The following is a 17,303-nucleotide window of genomic DNA, read 5'->3' as shown; positions in this document are numbered from 1 at the left end:
AGACTTCGCAAGTTCTTGTTTAATAGCAGCAAGCAATATAAATAAATTGTGTTCACAGACCCTGGTAAACAGTGCAGGGACTAATCATTTAATGAATATATGCCCTATGCACATGGTGCTCGAAGAATAATTATTGTGGATGGTTTTTAAAAAAATAAATGATTTTTAGAGTTCAAACTTTCGTTTGAGCAATTTTTATGATAGAACTCTATTTTTTTAGAAGCAATGAGGTCTAATAGTGTCAATTAAGTCAGATAGATGGATTGAGAAAATGGCTCGTGAGCATGGAATGATCTCCCCGTTCCAATCCGGACAAGTAAGAGAAAATGATGGCGGTCGTATCATATCTTATGGTGTGTCAAGCTATGGTTATGATGTACGTTGCTCTAACGAATTCAAGATTTTTACCAATATCAATTCTGCTATTGTCGATCCCAAAGCATTTGATGAAAACAGTTTTATCGATGTGACATCGGATGTTTGCATCATACCGCCCAATTCATTCGCATTGGCGCGAACTGTTGAGTATTTTCGTATTCCCCGAAATGTTTTGACTATCTGTTTGGGGAAATCAACTTATGCACGCTGTGGAATTATTGTGAATGTAACACCTTTAGAACCTGAGTGGGAAGGACATGTGACTTTGGAATTTTCAAATACTACAACGTTGCCCGCTAAAATTTATGCAAATGAAGGCGTAGCGCAAATGTTGTTTTTAGAGGCAACCGAAGTGTGTGCCGTTTCTTACCGCGATCGTGGTGGAAAATATCAAGGGCAAACGGGTGTGACTTTGCCACGCACGTAAGATGTTATTTGAATTGGTGATCCCGTATCACTTCGATATACGGGATTATCCGCTGGTCTATTACATTCCTTTGTGAACTTGTGAACAATCAATCCTCTTCAGACAATGGATATTTCGCTCGAGACGCATCGACTCGCTCACGAAGTTCTTTGCCTGGTTTGAAGTGAGGACTGTGTTTTGCTTCAGTCACAACTTTTTCCCCGGTTTTAGGATTATGAGCATTTCGCGGTGGCCGATAATGCAGTGAAAAACTTCCAAATCCCCTAATTTCGATTCTTTGCCCATTAATGAGGGCTTCACTCATTAATTCCAAGATTCTGTTGATCCCATCAGCTACTTGTTTTTCTGAAAGATGCGTCATTCGAGCAGCGATGTGTTCAATGAGTTCCGATTTAATCATACCCACCTCGTTTTGTCGCGTGATCTAAAGTCTGCTACCAAGACACAGCAGGTGCTGACATTTTTCCTTTGTTTTATAAGTATAGACGGGGAAAAAAATTATTCAATGTTTTCAAGCCAGTTAGTTTAAATTAGTTTTCTAATATGTATAAATGCTGGGACGATCCCCCAGCTCATTTGTAATTTGGTACAGCTTATCATTGTAAAATCACGGTTTAGTAAGGGTTTGCTCGTTGTAATTACAGTGTGAATTTGCGGGAAATTACTGAGCATCGAATTGACTCGCTCCCAGGTTGTACCGAAAAAAGTGGTGGAATTAATAAAAACGAGGGTTGCTTCATTTAAATCAACGTCCAATAGATCGCTGTTAATAAATTGGATGCATTGTGTTTGAGTCCTGTAGTCAGGATTGGCAGCAAGTTTTTGGATTTGAGCGCAGGCACTTGAATAAAGCTCCGGAAGTATCTCTACACCGATGCTTTTCCGTACAGGAAAAACCATACCACATGCAATTACCGCTTTTCCCACCCCGCATCCCAAATCATAAAATACAGTGTCGCAGTCTGGACTGACTAACGATAACAGAGCTACAAAAGGCAAAAATTCAATTTCACCATAAGTATATTCAATTGCATCCTCCTTCTGATTTTGTCTTGCCAGGTGAGAAAGGGAGAATCCATCCACCTCTGTGTACAATTCCTTAAAAACCTGAGCATGTTTGGGCAGATTCAAAGAATGTTGCCATCGCTGAATTTTGAATCTCCTTACCATTTTAGGCACATAATTAAATAGCAATAGGAACATTATCACGAGGAAAAGCAGGGCTGCGGTGAGATGCATGAAATTAAAAACGGTATCAACCATGCCGTAAGCCATCATCATTTAAGATTTTTTCTTTTTCTTCCTGACTTAAATTGGGCCATGCCTGGAGTAATACTTTTCCGGCCTCTCGCTCATTCATTGCTTGGCGATGCATTTCCCAAGGAAGCTCATCGCTAAGATACAGTACAATAACAAAGGCTGTTAAGAGCGTGGTAAAGACCGCAAAGAGGCCAAATCTTAACTGAAACATGTTAAGTAGTTTATTGCTTTTGTTTACTGCATCGTTCGCTACTCGTTCAACATGATCACAGCTTTCACTGGCTATGCGATGAAATTGATGAACGTCGTATCGAGCCAGTTGAGCTATGATCGTTTGTGTTGCCTTTGTAGCGTTTTTTTCAATTTTATCAATACATTGTTCGGTTAACGTGGTGAGTTGGTTCTGATGTTGTTGAAATTTAAGAGCGAACTCATTGCAATTGCGCTCTAATATGTGCAGATTGGCTTCCCCTTGTACCAATGCTTTTTCTGCTGTTAGTTTAAATTGGGCTACTCCTGCTTGGGATAACAAGTCGATAATTGTGGCCAGCTCATTTTGTAGCGATTGAGTGCAGTGCAGTAATTTGGTATTTTGTTGTTCAATTTCTTCCCGCCACTCCAACATCTTGGTTTCAGCAAGTTCAAAATAAGCGATAAATTCGCCTGTATGCCTCAATAACTCTTTGACGCGGACTATATCATTATCTTGATACTGTTCCATGCGCTCTCCTTTTCGTTCCATCTTTTCCAGTAGAATGCTCTATACTCAGTTCCGTAACAATCTTAAGTCAGGTCAGGCAATTAGTTCCTGATCTGGTTTTGTGATCTTATTTACCTAAGTATTGTAGTTATAGTTCATTCTATATCGTTAAAAATATTTTTGGAACGGCAAAATTGGGACTTGATTCGTGCTTTAAAGCCAGTTGAGGCTATCTCTGATATGTTGGTTTGATCTAATGCCCATATTTGCTTTAATCCATCGATGTGTGATTCGATTAGTGTTTTTACCAGGGGCTGATGGTTTAATAGATGATCGTGTGCTTTTGGCAAGCTTTATGCTTCATTTCCGTACGTATCCCTGTTTTAAATTATTCAAGCTTTGTTGATAATTGCTCTAAGACCTCTACGTGGTGGGCTTGTCTTCAGCCTCTAAAGTGAGAGTCGCATCGATCGAAGTTTATTAAATAGACGTTTTGATTTTAATTGCTGCTTCCTAACGGAAATTAGTACAGTAAATTGTAAAAAGCCAGTTAATATTTCCTTAATATTGATTCATTAGAATGGATATATAGATTAGGGGGTGGAGAGTACCATGGCCAGAAACAGTTTTTTTGATAGGGCTCTTGCAAAACACGATAAAAAGCAGGTCATATCAGAAGATACATTTATTAATGTGGGCGGCAAGCAGTTTCAAGCTCTGGCTGTAGCTTTTATTGATTTTTTTAAACAATCTAACCGTGTTAATGATCATACTTTAAAGAAAATATTAGAGCGCTTTTATACTTATTATCCCAAATTTATTTCGAATCAAGCATACCTGACGCCAACAGAGCGCATGGGAATATTAATTAACAACGCGCGTAAATCCTAGGTGGTAGAATGTTTGGCCTATGTATTACACCAAATTACCATAGATGAAGTGTACGCTCACCCTTTAGATTACCGTGAAGCTTTCGATGGCCTTAATGTCAATACGCCTAAAGCGTTTCTGCGCCAGCATGATACAACAGTTCCTTCTAGTGTTCTTCGCGCTTTATCTCATGCTCTGGGTATAACGATTGTTCTTTCTTTTACGGAACAGGGAAAAGAATTGCGGCTCAGAGAGATATATTCTCATGGCCCGTCTCATATGTTTAAAGCCGAACTGACCTTACAGGTTAATGAGGGTAACTATTATCCCAGAGTCAAAAATGAAGCGGATTATGCTTATGTAGGTCAATTGGCAATTAAGCCTCCTGAGCCAGTTATAAACGAAGAATGGGATAAGGATACTCTTGCCGAAATAATCGATTTGATTAAATCAGATAATAAACAGATTTTAAGAACTTATGAGCAATGGAAAAAGAACTTATTGATGGAAGGTTTGACAAGAGAACATTTGATAACACTCTATATCAAATTTTTGCCGTCACAAAGCACGATTATTCCCGACTCCAAATTATTTTTCTCAAAATTAACTGCACCTGAAGGCAGGGTAATTAAAGTTGATGGCATGAGTAACGCACAATATGTGAATGAAGAATTAGCTGGAACTTTGGCTGAGTGGATTAGTCTTAATCAGGTAGATCCGGATCTATTATTGGATTATATGGATAAACCCGGAATGCGGGCAGCTAGTCCAGCCGCCTGATCCGGTTGTTGATTGCCCAGATTTATGGACTTTAAGCCGTTTAATCAATTGTCTTGTGATGTGTTGAATTGACTCCACTCTGGAGTCAATTCAACACCTATTCTGGATTGTTTACAGGAATCCTTGCTGTTTCATCCATTCATCATGAGCAAATTTTGACATGTAGTTTCGAATGGAGTCTGGTAAAATGACCAGGCATTTTTGTCCCTTTGTTAAGGATTTTGCCGCTTGCAATGCCGCCCACATCGCAGCACCGCAAGAGCCTCCTACGAGTAATCCTTCTTCGTGAATTAATCGTCTTGCAGTGTGGAATGAGTCAGCATCATTTGTCTTAACATAGGCATCAATTAGGTTATTATCCAAAACATCAGGAAAGAAATCATAACCTATTCCTTCAACCAGATAGGATTTGATTTCAGTTCCGCCACCCAGTATAGAACCTTCCGGATCAGCGCCAATGATCTGGATTTTTGGATTGTGTTCCTTCAAGCGTTTTGCTATGCCTGTTATTGTGCCGCCAGTTCCAACTCCTGCTACCACCATGTGTAAGTCCATACCAAAATCATCAATTATTTCCTGGGCTGTTCCTTGATAGTGGGCATTAGGATTGTTGGGGTTTGAGTATTGATCAAGGATGTGAGAGTTAGGTATTTTCGCTTGCAGTTCTTTTGCCAGGGAAATGTGGCTGTCTGGTTCGTGCGATGCAGCTTCAGTTCGTGTTCGGTATATTTTTGCTCCCAAGAGTTCAAGAACAGATTGTTTTTCCTGACTCATTTTTTCCGGCATGGTGATAATCACTTTATATCCTAAAACGGCTCCTGCCAGTGCTATGCCTATTCCTGTATTTCCGGAAGTCGGTTCTATCAGTGTGTCTCCTGGCTTTATTCTTCCCTGGCGCTCAGCCTGAATAACCATCTCGTAGCCGATCCGGTCTTTAACCGAGCCTCCGGGATTGAAAAATTCACATTTGGCGTAGAGTTCGCAGTCTAAATCACTGCCTAAACGATTAATTTTTACAACCGGAGTATGTCCTATGGTGGCCAGAATATTAGGGTAAATCATGTTAATCCCTTTTTTATGATAAGAAATTTGATTATAAGGATCTGGGGAGAAAATGCAAAACTGTTGCCTTGGTTTATTCAATGTGAAATGCAAGAGACCCTAAGTCATTCATGTTACTTACAGGTCTCAATTTAAAGTGAGATTAAGGAACAACAATCATATCAAAATACACCTTGGTTGTATTGTCACCTTGTACTGGGATGGTTTGTACCGCATGTGGACTGGAGGTGGCACTGGTTGTCTGAAAAATTAATGAACAAGACTCCCCTGCTTTTATTACATCACATATAGACGTTTGTAGTACATCACCATTCCAGGCTGAAGGCAGGGTTGCCCTTACATTAATCGCATCAATTCTTGATGCATTCAAAATAGTTACAAATCCCGTATTGGGGATATTGAAGGTCATGGTTACTAGACAGTTGGCCAATGTATTGCGACATGATATTAATCCTGATTCGGGCCTTGAGGAATTGTTGACGGTTTGTATTGACAACTTGGCTTGTTCATTCAACGTATCGGAATTCGATGCGTGCAAGATTCCTACAGTTAATAAAGTCAGCATGAGAATGATAGCGCGGTTTAATTGAAGAAAATTCATAAATTCATCCTTAGTTTATAATTACATTAAAAGATTTTTGTTTTATGTCAGTGGCCGTTGACAATTGCTCTATAACGCTCTACATAGTTTGGCTTGTCCACCTCATCCTTGATTTGAATGTAAAATCTGGTAAGTTACACGTTATTCTGCCATGATAATCTAACGAAAATCTATATAATTTCATACAGTTAATTAGGGTCTGTTGTCAATTGCTCCCTTAGCCTGGGGTTCTGGCTTTATGCGCGCAATCGAGTAATGGCCCAATCAGATCGGAATGATTTTTCTCGAGCGTTTTGGTTAATGAAGCTGTTATCAATTGAATTACTTAATGCATACGGGATTTATTAAGTTAATTGAACAATACAGGAGTTTTAAAATGCAAAGATATTTAACTTATCAATACGGACGCTGGTCATTATTTGTCCTCGTGCTCGGAATTTTGGGTTGTCAAGGAGCCAATGTTGTACCTCAATTAACTCCAGAACAACTGGCTGCTTTTAATGTGACTCAGGATCAAGTGAGTCAATGGAACGCCAATAATGTTGCTAATACGAATCCAGAAGTGATTGCAAGTCTTGCTATTATTGGTTGCGGACCTTAGCCTGTTGCTTAGGCCGATTCTACTTTGGGAATGAGCCCAAATAGTATTTATTTCAAATTAATTTATATAAGGGAATGGAATGAGATCCAGGATATTTTGGGTTGTTCTGATGTTATTCGCTTCAACAGCATATTCTAAAGAGCAGATTGTTGAGTCAATGAGGGCCGTTAAGAGTAAACAGGATATAGAACAATTAATTCAACTTTACTTAAAGCCCAAAGGAGTTTTGAACACATCTTATGATGAATTTAAATTCTCTTCTTATAACGGAGCAGCATTTAATCATTATTCAGGTCATAGTAATTTTACCTCTGCTGGGGCAGACAATCTGAAATTCTACAATTTTTATTGGGGAATTAATGCATACAACATCACTACCAAAACGAATACAACTTCAAGATTGACTAATGATTTAAGTCAAAGTCACGGATCAATTGAGGATAACGGCGTGTTTTTTCATGTGATGAAGCAGGTTGTTTTTCCGGTATTTGTTGATGTGTTTGCCAGTTTTGGCAGAGATCGATTCAAGCAGACTAATACAGTTAACGGGGATACGGCTAATCCGCTGATGGGCCATACTCATTATTACGGGCATGACAGTACCGTTGGTGCGCGAACTTTTTTTGGTCAGTCGTTCAAGCAACTCTATTTACAAGGTTATTTAACTTATTTCTACAGCACTTTTTATCAACCTAATTTTATTTTTGATTACCCCATTGATACTGTTTTTGTTCCCTCCTTGACCTCTAAAGTAGGAACTGCAATAGAACACTCACGTCTGTATTATCAGGTGAATGAGCATTTCTCTCCTTTTGTCAGTGGAAGCTTGATACAGATAACAAGCCGTTCATTCAGCAGACCTGTAATAGATCAGAATCTTGCAGCGGTTTCGGCACTTCCGCAATTGTTATTGGCTAAAAATGGGTACAGTTATGGCATTGGCGTGGATTATCATTATAAGTTCATCCGTATAACACCATCTTTTGTGCACACCGTTCGTGGCAATACCTACTCGGATAACTTTGTGGGTGTTAATTTTGAGTTAACTGGTGTAAGTTGAATTTGAGGAAATGCGCGTTTAAAAATAGAACATTATAATCAGATAAAAATGATTCTAAATTGAAATTTCGTAGACTCATTTGGGGTATATTGGTACTATGCGTTGAAAATTCCAGATCAGGAATACTAATAATAACAAGGAGTTTGAAGGATTATGTTGCATTTTGTCAGGAAAGCCAGTCTATTAAGTTTGATTATAGCCAATAGCTCATTATCTTTTGCTGGAGTCATGGGCGAGGTTCAGGATGACAGCAAGCGCTTCTTTGGCTATGTGTCACCAATATACGGTTCATTAAGTGATGACGGCATTAATAGAACCCCGTTTGCGGATACCATCGTTGGTGGAGCCCAAACAGCACTGATGACGAATACTGATTCACGCTGGGGTTACAGTTTGGGTTTGGGTTATAAATTTGGTCCAGAAAACGGGCATGATGTCGTTTTAAGCTATACCAATTTAAAAAATCGAGGTACGGTGGCTACAGCTGTTACCAGTGACAGCGATGTGCTGGTTAATCGATTAAGCCAGATTGTAAGATCTCAATTTGAAAATCCTGCTTTTATTGCTTCATCTGGTGGGAAGGAGATGATAGGACCTGCAAGTGCAGTAGTGAGCGCTTATTACGACTATCAAACGGCTGATCTGATAACACACAGAAATTTTCTAAGTAGTTTTTTGAATTACGTCCATTTTTCTCGTTATTACGGAATTAAAGCATCAGAATTTAAAAAGGGATTTTCAGCTCAATATGCCGGAACTTTAATATCTATTGATCCCAATGCTTTTAATACGTCACTTGAACCATTGACTGATCATATGAATTATGCAGCGAAATATTTCGGAATTGGCCCTCGTATAGGTATGGGCGCAGCATGGGATTTAACCCGATACTTTAGCCTTGTTGGTGATGTTTCTGCTTCACTTTTGGGTGGAACCTACAAGACCAGTTGGAATGAAGCGCTGATTACTACACCAACTGCGTTTATTCCTGGCTACCAGCAAACAGGCCGATACAGTTATTCCCAGAATAGCAATAATAGACTGTGGACATCCCTGGTAATTGGTTCCAATTTGGCGATTGCAACTCATTTTGATTTAAAAAATGGCAGTAGCGTTGGGGTTCAGGGCGGGATTAATACAGAGCAATATTGGACTAATACTTCGCCTGATGCAATTCGAGGCAACAAAACCGCTAATAGCCTGTATTTTAATCAGCGATTGGCTATTCGTGACGTATTCGTTAAATTCAGTTATTTTGCTTAACTCTTTTGTGGACATGATTTGAATTTATTTCAAATCATGTCGATTAATTAACATTTTCCCCCCTGATACTCTTTTAATGGGTGGCTGTTGTTTTTTGATGGATTATCTGGGGCGTTCTTTCTTGTTGACGTAGTTCTTTAAGTTTTAAATTAATAGTGTTGTGGAGGTAACATCATGCTTGTGAGTCCGTTAGATCATGCCCATGTCCCCAGTTCTATTATCTCATCTCCCAAGGGTATTCACCCTACAGCATTAATCGCCCCAGGAGCAAAAATTGGCTCTGATGTAACGATTGGTCCTTATTCAATAATTGGCGAGCATGTTCGAATTGGGCAGGGCACTACGATTGCCTCTCATGTTACTATTGACGGCTGGACCCATATTGGCGAACGGAATTATATTGGTATTGGATCTATTTTGGGTGGCACTCCTCAAGACCTTAAGTTTAAGGGTGAAATCAGTAAGCTCTTTATTGGCAATGATAATGTGATTAGAGAATATGTGACTATAAACCGTGGAACAGCAGGAGGTGGCGGAGAAACCCTTATTGGTAATAGCAACGTCATCATGACCTATGTTCATGTTGCGCATGATGTTTCTATTGGGAATAATAATATTTTTACCAATTCTGTAGGTATTGCGGGTCATGTAGTTATTGAAGATAGGGTCACTGTAGGCGCCTGTTCCGTGCTTCATCAATTCATCAAATTAGGGCGTATGTCAATGATTGGCGCACTTAGTCTGATAACTAAAGATGTTACTCCATTTGCTTTGGTTACAGGCAATCCGGCGAAACGATACGGGATCAATATAGAACGACTTCGTCGTAACGGATATGAACCCGAAGCGCGAATTGCCATACAGCGTGCTTATAAAATACTTTTTCACCAAGGCCTTACCATGAAAAAAGCCATTGAGCAGCTTGAATCAGAGTTTCCTGAAAACATCGATATTCAAGACATTATCAAATTTCTTAATCATTCAACACGCGGTATCTATCGTTAATTTAATTAGTAAAGGTGCTTATGCATTCTCATCGGTTTTCTACTCCTCGTGGGCCTTTCAGTCTTGCTGAATTAGCTCAGATTTCCGGGGCTGAGTTATTACAGGAGTCTCAGGGCTCATTTATGGTTTCTGATATTGCGACGCTTGCTGATGCTCAATCGACAAATCTGGCCATGTTGCACCAAAAAAAATATCTGAAGGCTTTAAAACATTCACTGGCTGGGGCCTGTATACTCGCTCCTGAATACAAAGAGCATGCTCCTGAGCACATGCATTTGTTGCTTCATAAAAACCCCTATAAAGCTTATGCCCTGATTGCTCAGCTTTTTTATCCTTTAGAACAAACGCGTAGTTTTATAGCGGCATCAGCGTACGTTTCATCAACTGCATTAATTGGCGGCGAGTGTCAAATCGAACATGGTGCCTATATTGGCGACAGGGCTCGTATTGGCGCTCGTTGTAAAATTGGTGTTAATTCATATATTGGTGAAGGCGTTATTCTAGGAGATGATTGCCATATTGAAAATAATGTCTCTATCAGAAATACCCTCATGGGAAATAAAGTAATCGTTTATCCTGGTGCTCGCATTGGTCAAGATGGTTTTGGTTTTGCAAGCGATGAACATGGACACTATAAAATTCCTCACCGAGGTGGGGTAATTATCGGTAATGACGTTGAGATTGGGGCTAATACCTGCATTGACAGGGGATCGCTGGATAACACCGTTATTGGTGATTTTTGCCGTTTGGATAACCTGATCCAGATAGGGCATAACGTTAAAGTGGGGCGAGGCTCGATTATTGTTGCTCAGGTGGGTATTGCGGGTAGTACTGAGTTAGGGGAGTGCGTTACTTTATCGGGACAGGTTGGTGTCATTGGCCATTTAAAAATTGGTAGCAAGGCAAACATTTTGTTTGGCAGCAAAGTTCTTAAAGACGTCCCACCAGGGGCTAGAGAGGGAGGTTTTCCTGCCATGCCATCTCGTGAGTGGCTTAGGCAGATTTATTCATTAAAAAAAGAGTCAGGCCGAGGCAGCATCAAGAACCTTTAGTACAGCTAAAGCCGCCTTTTCATTGGCATTCTGGCGCAGGTCTTTGTGAATTTCTCTGAATTGTTGAGTGAGTTGATGGTGTTCTGGTATTTGCAGTAATTGCAGAATCTGTTGTGCTATAGGTTGTGCAAGCGCTTTTGATTGAAGATACTCAGGAACCAGTTCACGATTGGCTAATAAATTGGGAAGAGAAATAAAGGGAATTTTAAGTTGTGGCGCAATAAAGGCATGGGTAATCGCACCCCATTTAAACGCAACAACCATCGGTTTTTTCAACAGCATTGCTTCGAGTGTTGTTGTGCCCGACTTTGCTAATACCACATCTGCAGCAGCCATTACTTCTCGGGCATTTTGAGTGCTTATTTGGATATTCGCTTTAATACCCCTGCCCTCCAGTTGTTTTTGAAACATGTTCTGTAAATTTGCATTGGCGAGTGGCACCATAAAATGAACTTGTTGGTGCTGTGCGTAGATTTTTTGAATGACATTAAGAAACAATGGACCCATATATTTTATTTCACCAGCTCTGCTGCCGGGTAATACGGCAATGTGTTGCTCCTGGCTATTCAAACCCAGTTGAATTTTTTTTTGTTTCGTATCCATATCCAAATCAATATCATCAGCTAGAGGATGTCCAACAAACTGAGCAGGTACTTCATATTTTTGATAAAATTGTTCTTCAAAAGGAAAAAGGGTCAGAACCAAATCAACCGCTTCTTTTATGTGAAAAACTCTTTTTTGTCGCCATGCCCAAACTTTTGGACTGACGTATTGAATGGTCTTTACCCCTCTTTGTTTTAATTTTTTGGCAAGCCATAAATTGAAATCGGAATAGTCTATCCCTATAAATATATCGGGAGGATGATGTATCCATTGATTGAGCAGTTGTCTTCTTATTCGATAAAGTTCTGGATAGCGCTTTAGCACGTCTCCAATACCCATAACGGACAAGCGTTCCATATTAAAAAAGGACTGAATGCCTTCCATAATCATTTGCGTGCCGCCTATGCCTTCGAATTCTAAAGGTAAGCGATGTTTTTTTAATTCCCTGATTAAACCGGCTCCGAGCAGATCTCCTGAGGCTTCTCCTGCTACCATGGCAATTCGTAAAGGACGTCTCAAGCTCACTTAATTCTCTGAATTATGGGATGTTTCAAAAGAGGGATAGTAGCTCAAATTCAAGGCAAAAACCAAGTACTATTTTACTTTGGAAATCACTGCTTGTAGACTGCCCTTTATGCCGGATTTTTTTACTTTATCCGTGAACTGGTTTATCTGGATGGTGTTATGAAGGAATAATTCTATGGTCACTTTAACACGGGATTTAAAAAAACTCCCCTTGACGTTAATGGGTTGGTTTGTCTATTGGATTACCCCTATTAAAAAGAGTGTCGCACAAAATAATATTGAACGTGTATTTCAACATTCGCTTAGCTCTAAAGAAAAAAAACGTTTGGTAATTGCCTATTATTCTCATTTGGTGACTAGCATAAAGGAATGGATCTTATATGCGTTAGTCTGTAAAAAACGTCTGGGGAAACGTGTAAAAGTTATCGGTTTGGAACATTTATATAATGCGATGAACCAGGGTAATGGCGTGCTCGTTTTAACTGGGCATTTTGGAAACTGGGAGTTTGCCCCCCTGTTTTTTCTTGATAAAATTGAGGGCAATAAAGACATCTATTATTGCATCAGAAAGTCTTTACGCTTTAAATTTTTAGATAACATCTTCTTACGACGTTATGAAGCAGTTGGTTTTAATCTTATAGACAAAAAAAATGCAATTCCTAAAGTGGGTGCAGCACTCCGCAAAAAGGGTGTTGTTTTTTTTCCATTTGATCTTCGACCTTCCAGGAAAGACAATAATACAGTCATGACTAATTTTTTAGGTCAGAATACAAGAACTTATAATAGTTTGGCGTACATGGGAGCACGTTATAATTCCCCTGTTATATCAGTAATATTTTACCGAGCCAATAAAAGAGATCATGTGATTGCATTTCATCCCGAAATGGACCGCTCCCAGAGTGTCGATAAGCAAGAAGCGATTTTTGAAAATACCCAAAATTACAATAAACGACTTGAAGAAATGATCCTTTCGCATCCAGATCAATGGCTTTGGTCCTATAAGCGCTGGTAATTTTTAAGGCATAATAATGAAAGATTACGATTTTTCCAAACTTCGCGTTACTCTTTGGGGGCGATTAATGTGTTGGATTGTTCCTTTGAGGAAAAATATTATTACCAGCAATATTGATCGGGTTTTTAAAGATAATGTCAGTCCTGCTGCAAAAAAAAGACTACTTTATGCTTTTTATTCTCACTTGGTTATGGTGCTTAGAGACATACTGCTTGTTGGATGGTTGAGTACAGACAGCATGAGGCGCAGAGTAGAAATTCGCGGTGCTGAGCATTTTTTTTCGGCAGTGAATCAGGGCAAAGGGGTTTTAGTTTTATCAGGCCATTTGGGTAGTTGGGAGTTGGCTGTGTCAGCCGGGCTACTTCATTTTGAATCGCTGATTGATAAAATTCATATCATAAGACGGCCTATTCGCAAAAAGTGGTTGGAACAGATGATTTTTCAGCGCTTTTATAAATGGAATCTTAAATTGATCAGCAGTATTAACGCCCCCAAGTTAGTCAGTCGCGCACTGAATAGGAAGGAGATCGTGCTCTTTTTTTTCGATCAGCATGCCAGTATAGAAAAAAATTCAGGGTTGGCAGTAGATTTCTTTAGTGCCAAAGCTGGAACTTATCGTAGCCTGGCTGTTCTTGCATCGAAATACTGCTGCCCTGTGGTGCCTTTATCGTGTTATCGGGAGGGTAAAGGGAAGCATGTGATTGAGTTTTTCCCCGCCCTTGAATGGCAAGAGCACCCGGATCACTCTCAAGCCATATACAATAATACCCTGATTTACAATCAAACCTTGGAACGCATGATTTTGGCTCATCCGGAGCAATGGTGGTGGGTGCATCGCAGATGGAAGATCTGAACAGATCGGAACCGGGTGCTCATAAAAATACTCTATTTAAGGAAATTCTAAATTCATGACAATGTAACAATCATCTTGGGGCGTTGCGATAGATGAAAGAGGTTTAAAGCATTAATTAGGTGATTCCATTGTCGTGCTGAGAAAATCCATAGTTATGTGGTTAATTGCTGATTTTTAATCTATATTATTTGCGGAAGTACTTATTTTTTGGTTTCAATTTATTAACTTATGCAGGAAGCTTAATATGAACAATAAACAAATTTTGAAGTGGGGATGTGTTGCTTCTTTGGTTTTTGGGTTGTCAGGTTGCTATATGGATAGCCAAAGCGCTCAAGAGTCAACTTATTCAACTGCAAACTCAACTCCTAGCAGTCAATCAACCACAAGTGAACCACAAGCCAAACAAAAAAGTTATGCTTCAAAAGAGCCCACCCAAAAATCAACTCCAGGGCCTAAACAAACTGCCGCACCACAATTGCCAGTCATTCAGTAATTATGGAATACAGGCCTTTCTGATGTAACTCCAGATATTGAGTAGAATTGAATCCTGGCTTAAATACGCCAGGATTCAATCGTCTATAAAAAAGGAATGACCTTATTGCGGGGCAATCATTTCTTCTGGTTTTACATATTCCGCGAATTGTTCTGCAGTTAAATAGCCCAGTTTCACGGCGGCTTCTTGTAGGGACGTATTGTCATGATGAGCCGTTTTAGCTATTTTTGCTGCTTTATCATAACCTATATGTTGGTTCAGTGCGGTTACCAGCATTAGGGAGTGGTGCAAATAATAGTCGATTACTGGTTGATTGGCTTCTATCCCTTCTGCGCAAAACTCCTGGAATGAATGACAAGTATCTGCCAACAGGTTCAACGAATGCAGCACATTAAATATAATGACGGGCTTAAATACATTCAGTTCGAAATTACCCTGACTATCTGCTATTCCTACTGCAGTATCATTACCTAATACCTGGGCACAAATCATGGTCATCGCTTCACATTGTGTTGGATTAACTTTTCCTGGCATGATGGACGAACCGGGTTCATTTTCGGGAATGGTTATTTCTCCAATGCCGCAGCGAGGTCCTGAAGCCAGCCAGCGAATGTCATTGGCTATTTTCATCAATGCGCAGGCCAGAGTTTTCATGGCACTGTGTGCAAAAACCAAAGGCTCGTGTGATGCTAAAGCAGCAAATTTATTAGGAGCTGTAACAAACGGTAATTGGGTAATGTTGGCAATGTGCGCTGCAACTTTGACTGCGAACTGAGGGTGTGTGTTCAAACCAGTTCCCACGGCAGTGCCTCCCGCCGCCAATTCATACAGTTCTGGCAAAATTTCTTCCAGGCGGTGGATGCAGGCATCCAGCTGAGCAACATAACCGGAGAATTCTTGACCCAAGGTGATTGGCACCGCATCTTGTAAATGGGTTCTACCGATTTTTACTATATCCTTAAATGCCGCCACCTTCACTGCGAATGCATCCCTTAAGTTGCGAACTGCAGGCAGTAATTTTTGATTGATCGCAATGGCCGCAGCAATATGCATGGCTGTAGGGAACGTATCATTTGAGGATTGAGACATATTCACATGATCATTGGGATGTATGGGGGTTTTACTGCCCATAGTCCCACCGGCCAATTCAATGGCTCGGTTGGATATAACTTCATTGGCATTCATATTGGATTGAGTGCCGCTGCCTGTTTGCCAGACATGCAAAGGAAAATGATCATCCAGAATGCCTTTGCTTACTTCATCAGCTGCTTTGACAATTAAATCCGCTTTGTCTTTGGGTAATTTTCCTAAGTCCTGATTCGTTAAAGCCGCTGCTTTCTTCAGGATTCCAAATGCATGAGTTACCTCACGAGGCATAATGTCATGGCCAATATTGAAATGATGTAAGGAACGTTCAGTTTGGGCCCCCCAATATTTATCTGCGGGCACTTCAATTTCACCCATACTGTCTGATTCAATACGCGTTGTGTTCGTCATGGTTAATTCCTTGGATAAGATAATTGCGTGCGAAATTAAATAATTATTTTAGCATAGCAGACGTTATTAAGTAATTTTTGTTATAGTGTCCTTTCAAGATTTTTGGTGAATAAATTGTGAGAGAAATTCGTATATACCAACCTGGTGAATATGACAATGGACAATTAGTGGAGCTATCTCCTGAAGCGGGACAACATGTGGCCGTGGTGTTGCGTATGCAACCTGGCGATCCTCTGACGTTGTTTTGTGGAGACAATCGCGAATTTTCAGCGGTTATTGAGCATGTTAAGAAAAAGCAAGTAAGGGTTTTGATTGAGGCGGTTAAAGAACACAATCGGGAGTCACCATTAAGCATTCATCTGGCGCAAGCCATCTCTAAAGGAGATCGTATGGAGTTGGTGATGCAAAAATCAGTTGAATTAGGCGTGGCTTCAATAACGCCGTTAATCACGGAACGCTGTGCAGTAAAGCTGGATAAAGAAAGGATGTCGAAAAAATGGCATCAATGGCAAAATATAGTAATTGCAGCGTGTGAACAATCCGGGCGTAACGTGGTTCCACCGGTGCATGCTCCTGTTTCATTAGAAGAGTACTTGGGGTATGTAGACACCGCATCCAAATTTATTCTCTATCCAGAAGGAAAAAAAACGTGGCGGGATTACACAATCGGTCAATCAGATAGCTCACTGATTATCGGGCCGGAGGGTGGGTTGACTGATGAAGAAATTAAATTGGCTTGTAAATCGGGTTATTTACCCTTATCTTTGGGGCCAAGAATTTTACGTACAGAAACGGCGGCTATTACTGCTTTAAGCGTGTTGCAAGCGGTTGCTGGTGATCTATAATAATAGTTTGAATTATAAATAGTTGAGGAATACTCATGAGTGATAATATTAAAGCTGTGACAGACGCAAGTTTCGATCAGGATGTAATTAATTCCAGCAAACCAGTTTTGGTGGATTTTTGGGCGGAATGGTGTGGACCTTGTCGAGCGCTGACCCCCATTCTGGAAGAAGTCGCCGCAACTCACAGTAACGATGTTACCTTTGCAAAAATTAATATTGATGAAAACCCTCAAGCGCCTTCAAAATTCGGTGTTATGAGCATACCTACTTTAATATTATTTAAAAATGGCCAGGTTGTAGCGGTTAAAATGGGTTTGTTATCCAAATCTCAATTAAGTGCTTTTGTTGAAAGTCACGTCTAATTGTATTTAAGTGATGGTTGAGGCTCAGCAGATACAGGGCGCAATCATCACTCG

General features: G+C 40.1%; 21 protein-coding genes. 13 read left to right on the top strand and 8 right to left on the bottom strand.

What is annotated here, in order from left to right; all coding sequences use genetic code 11:
- Positions 1-238: 238 nt before the first annotated feature.
- Positions 239-805, top strand: coding sequence for a dCTP deaminase (gene dcd / locus ELY21_RS00320; protein ID WP_127105815.1), 567 nt, complete (start codon positions 239-241; stop codon positions 803-805).
- A gap of 88 nt (positions 806-893) precedes the next feature.
- On the opposite strand, the gene ELY21_RS00315 is transcribed toward dcd, so the two are convergent.
- The 4 genes from ELY21_RS00315 to ELY21_RS00300 form a co-directional block, all read right to left on the bottom strand.
- On the bottom strand, positions 894-1,205 hold the full coding sequence (locus ELY21_RS00315) for an integration host factor subunit beta (RefSeq protein ID WP_028382876.1): 312 nt from the start codon (positions 1,203-1,205) through the stop codon (positions 894-896).
- Positions 1,206-1,330: 125 nt separating this feature from the next.
- Positions 1,331-2,044, bottom strand: coding sequence for a methyltransferase (locus ELY21_RS00310; RefSeq protein ID WP_370272417.1), 714 nt, complete (start codon positions 2,042-2,044; stop codon positions 1,331-1,333).
- A 16-nt stretch (positions 2,045-2,060) separates the two neighbouring features.
- Positions 2,061-2,786 (bottom strand): hypothetical protein, encoded by a 726-nt coding sequence (locus ELY21_RS00305; RefSeq protein WP_127105811.1) that lies wholly within the window; start codon positions 2,784-2,786, stop codon positions 2,061-2,063.
- A gap of 134 nt (positions 2,787-2,920) precedes the next feature.
- Complete coding sequence (locus ELY21_RS00300; protein WP_127105809.1) at positions 2,921-3,115, bottom strand: hypothetical protein; 195 nt, start codon at positions 3,113-3,115, stop codon at positions 2,921-2,923.
- Positions 3,116-3,377: 262 nt separating this feature from the next.
- On the opposite strand from ELY21_RS00300, the gene ELY21_RS15760 reads away from it, so the two are divergent.
- Together ELY21_RS15760 and ELY21_RS00295 are read left to right on the top strand one after the other, a co-directional pair.
- A complete protein-coding gene (locus tag ELY21_RS15760; protein WP_233588619.1) occupies positions 3,378-3,656 on the top strand; it encodes a hypothetical protein in 279 nt (92 codons plus the stop codon).
- 12 nt (positions 3,657-3,668) lie between these two features.
- Entirely contained in the window at positions 3,669-4,415 is a 747-nt protein-coding gene (locus ELY21_RS00295; RefSeq protein WP_233588618.1) for a hypothetical protein, read from the top strand.
- A gap of 111 nt (positions 4,416-4,526) precedes the next feature.
- On the opposite strand, the gene ELY21_RS00290 is transcribed toward ELY21_RS00295, so the two are convergent.
- Together ELY21_RS00290 and ELY21_RS00285 are read right to left on the bottom strand one after the other, a co-directional pair.
- Positions 4,527-5,477 carry a pyridoxal-phosphate dependent enzyme gene (locus tag ELY21_RS00290; RefSeq protein ID WP_127105807.1) on the bottom strand — a complete coding sequence of 317 codons (951 nt, stop codon included), beginning with the start codon at positions 5,475-5,477 and terminating at the stop codon, positions 4,527-4,529.
- A 142-nt stretch (positions 5,478-5,619) separates the two neighbouring features.
- On the bottom strand, positions 5,620-6,078 hold the full coding sequence (locus tag ELY21_RS00285; protein WP_127105805.1) for a hypothetical protein: 459 nt from the start codon (positions 6,076-6,078) through the stop codon (positions 5,620-5,622).
- Positions 6,079-6,454: 376 nt separating this feature from the next.
- Between ELY21_RS00285 and ELY21_RS00280 the strand changes: the two genes are divergently transcribed.
- From ELY21_RS00280 to lpxD, 5 genes are all read left to right on the top strand, one after another.
- Positions 6,455-6,679, top strand: a complete 225-nt coding sequence (locus ELY21_RS00280) for a hypothetical protein (RefSeq protein ID WP_127105803.1) — start codon at positions 6,455-6,457, stop codon at positions 6,677-6,679.
- A gap of 79 nt (positions 6,680-6,758) precedes the next feature.
- On the top strand, positions 6,759-7,739 hold the full coding sequence (locus ELY21_RS00275) for a hypothetical protein (RefSeq protein ID WP_127105801.1): 981 nt from the start codon (positions 6,759-6,761) through the stop codon (positions 7,737-7,739).
- A 153-nt stretch (positions 7,740-7,892) separates the two neighbouring features.
- On the top strand, positions 7,893-9,002 hold the full coding sequence (locus ELY21_RS00270; RefSeq protein ID WP_233588617.1) for an Lpg1974 family pore-forming outer membrane protein: 1,110 nt from the start codon (positions 7,893-7,895) through the stop codon (positions 9,000-9,002).
- A gap of 174 nt (positions 9,003-9,176) precedes the next feature.
- Positions 9,177-10,007: an acyl-ACP--UDP-N-acetylglucosamine O-acyltransferase gene (gene lpxA / locus ELY21_RS00265; RefSeq protein WP_127105799.1), complete on the top strand. Its 831-nt coding sequence runs from the start codon at positions 9,177-9,179 to the stop codon at positions 10,005-10,007.
- Between the two features lie 20 nt (positions 10,008-10,027).
- Complete coding sequence (lpxD, locus tag ELY21_RS00260) at positions 10,028-11,059, top strand: UDP-3-O-(3-hydroxymyristoyl)glucosamine N-acyltransferase (protein ID WP_127105797.1); 1,032 nt, start codon at positions 10,028-10,030, stop codon at positions 11,057-11,059.
- Here lpxD and lpxB read toward each other — a convergent pair.
- The gene (gene lpxB, locus ELY21_RS00255; protein ID WP_127105795.1) at positions 11,030-12,187 is read right to left on the bottom strand and encodes a lipid-A-disaccharide synthase; all 1,158 of its coding nucleotides are present in this window, start codon (positions 12,185-12,187) and stop codon (positions 11,030-11,032) included. The genes lpxD and lpxB overlap by 30 nt on opposite strands.
- A gap of 175 nt (positions 12,188-12,362) precedes the next feature.
- Here lpxB and ELY21_RS00250 point away from each other — a divergent pair, with 175 nt between their 5' ends.
- The 3 genes from ELY21_RS00250 (at position 12,363) to ELY21_RS00240 (ending at position 14,545) form a co-directional block, all read left to right on the top strand.
- Positions 12,363-13,199 carry a lysophospholipid acyltransferase family protein gene (locus ELY21_RS00250; protein ID WP_127105793.1) on the top strand — a complete coding sequence of 279 codons (837 nt, stop codon included), beginning with the start codon at positions 12,363-12,365 and terminating at the stop codon, positions 13,197-13,199.
- A gap of 16 nt (positions 13,200-13,215) precedes the next feature.
- A complete protein-coding gene (locus ELY21_RS00245; protein WP_127105791.1) occupies positions 13,216-14,052 on the top strand; it encodes a lysophospholipid acyltransferase family protein in 837 nt (278 codons plus the stop codon).
- A 244-nt stretch (positions 14,053-14,296) separates the two neighbouring features.
- On the top strand, positions 14,297-14,545 hold the full coding sequence (locus tag ELY21_RS00240) for a hypothetical protein (RefSeq protein ID WP_127105788.1): 249 nt from the start codon (positions 14,297-14,299) through the stop codon (positions 14,543-14,545).
- 102 nt (positions 14,546-14,647) lie between these two features.
- Here ELY21_RS00240 and fumC read toward each other — a convergent pair whose 3' ends face one another.
- Positions 14,648-16,042, bottom strand: coding sequence for a class II fumarate hydratase (gene fumC, locus ELY21_RS00235; RefSeq protein ID WP_028382864.1), 1,395 nt, complete (start codon positions 16,040-16,042; stop codon positions 14,648-14,650).
- 116 nt (positions 16,043-16,158) lie between these two features.
- Here fumC and ELY21_RS00230 point away from each other — a divergent pair, with 116 nt between their 5' ends.
- A complete protein-coding gene (locus ELY21_RS00230; RefSeq protein ID WP_127105786.1) occupies positions 16,159-16,887 on the top strand; it encodes a 16S rRNA (uracil(1498)-N(3))-methyltransferase in 729 nt (242 codons plus the stop codon).
- A 35-nt stretch (positions 16,888-16,922) separates the two neighbouring features.
- Positions 16,923-17,249 carry a thioredoxin gene (gene trxA, locus ELY21_RS00225; protein ID WP_127105784.1) on the top strand — a complete coding sequence of 109 codons (327 nt, stop codon included), beginning with the start codon at positions 16,923-16,925 and terminating at the stop codon, positions 17,247-17,249.
- Positions 17,250-17,303 lie beyond the last annotated feature (54 nt).

It is taken from the genome of Legionella sp. km535, assembly GCF_003990085.1.
Taxonomy (GTDB): Bacteria; Pseudomonadota; Gammaproteobacteria; order Legionellales; family Legionellaceae; genus Legionella; species Legionella moravica.
This window is presented reverse-complemented; position numbering and strand designations above follow the sequence as displayed.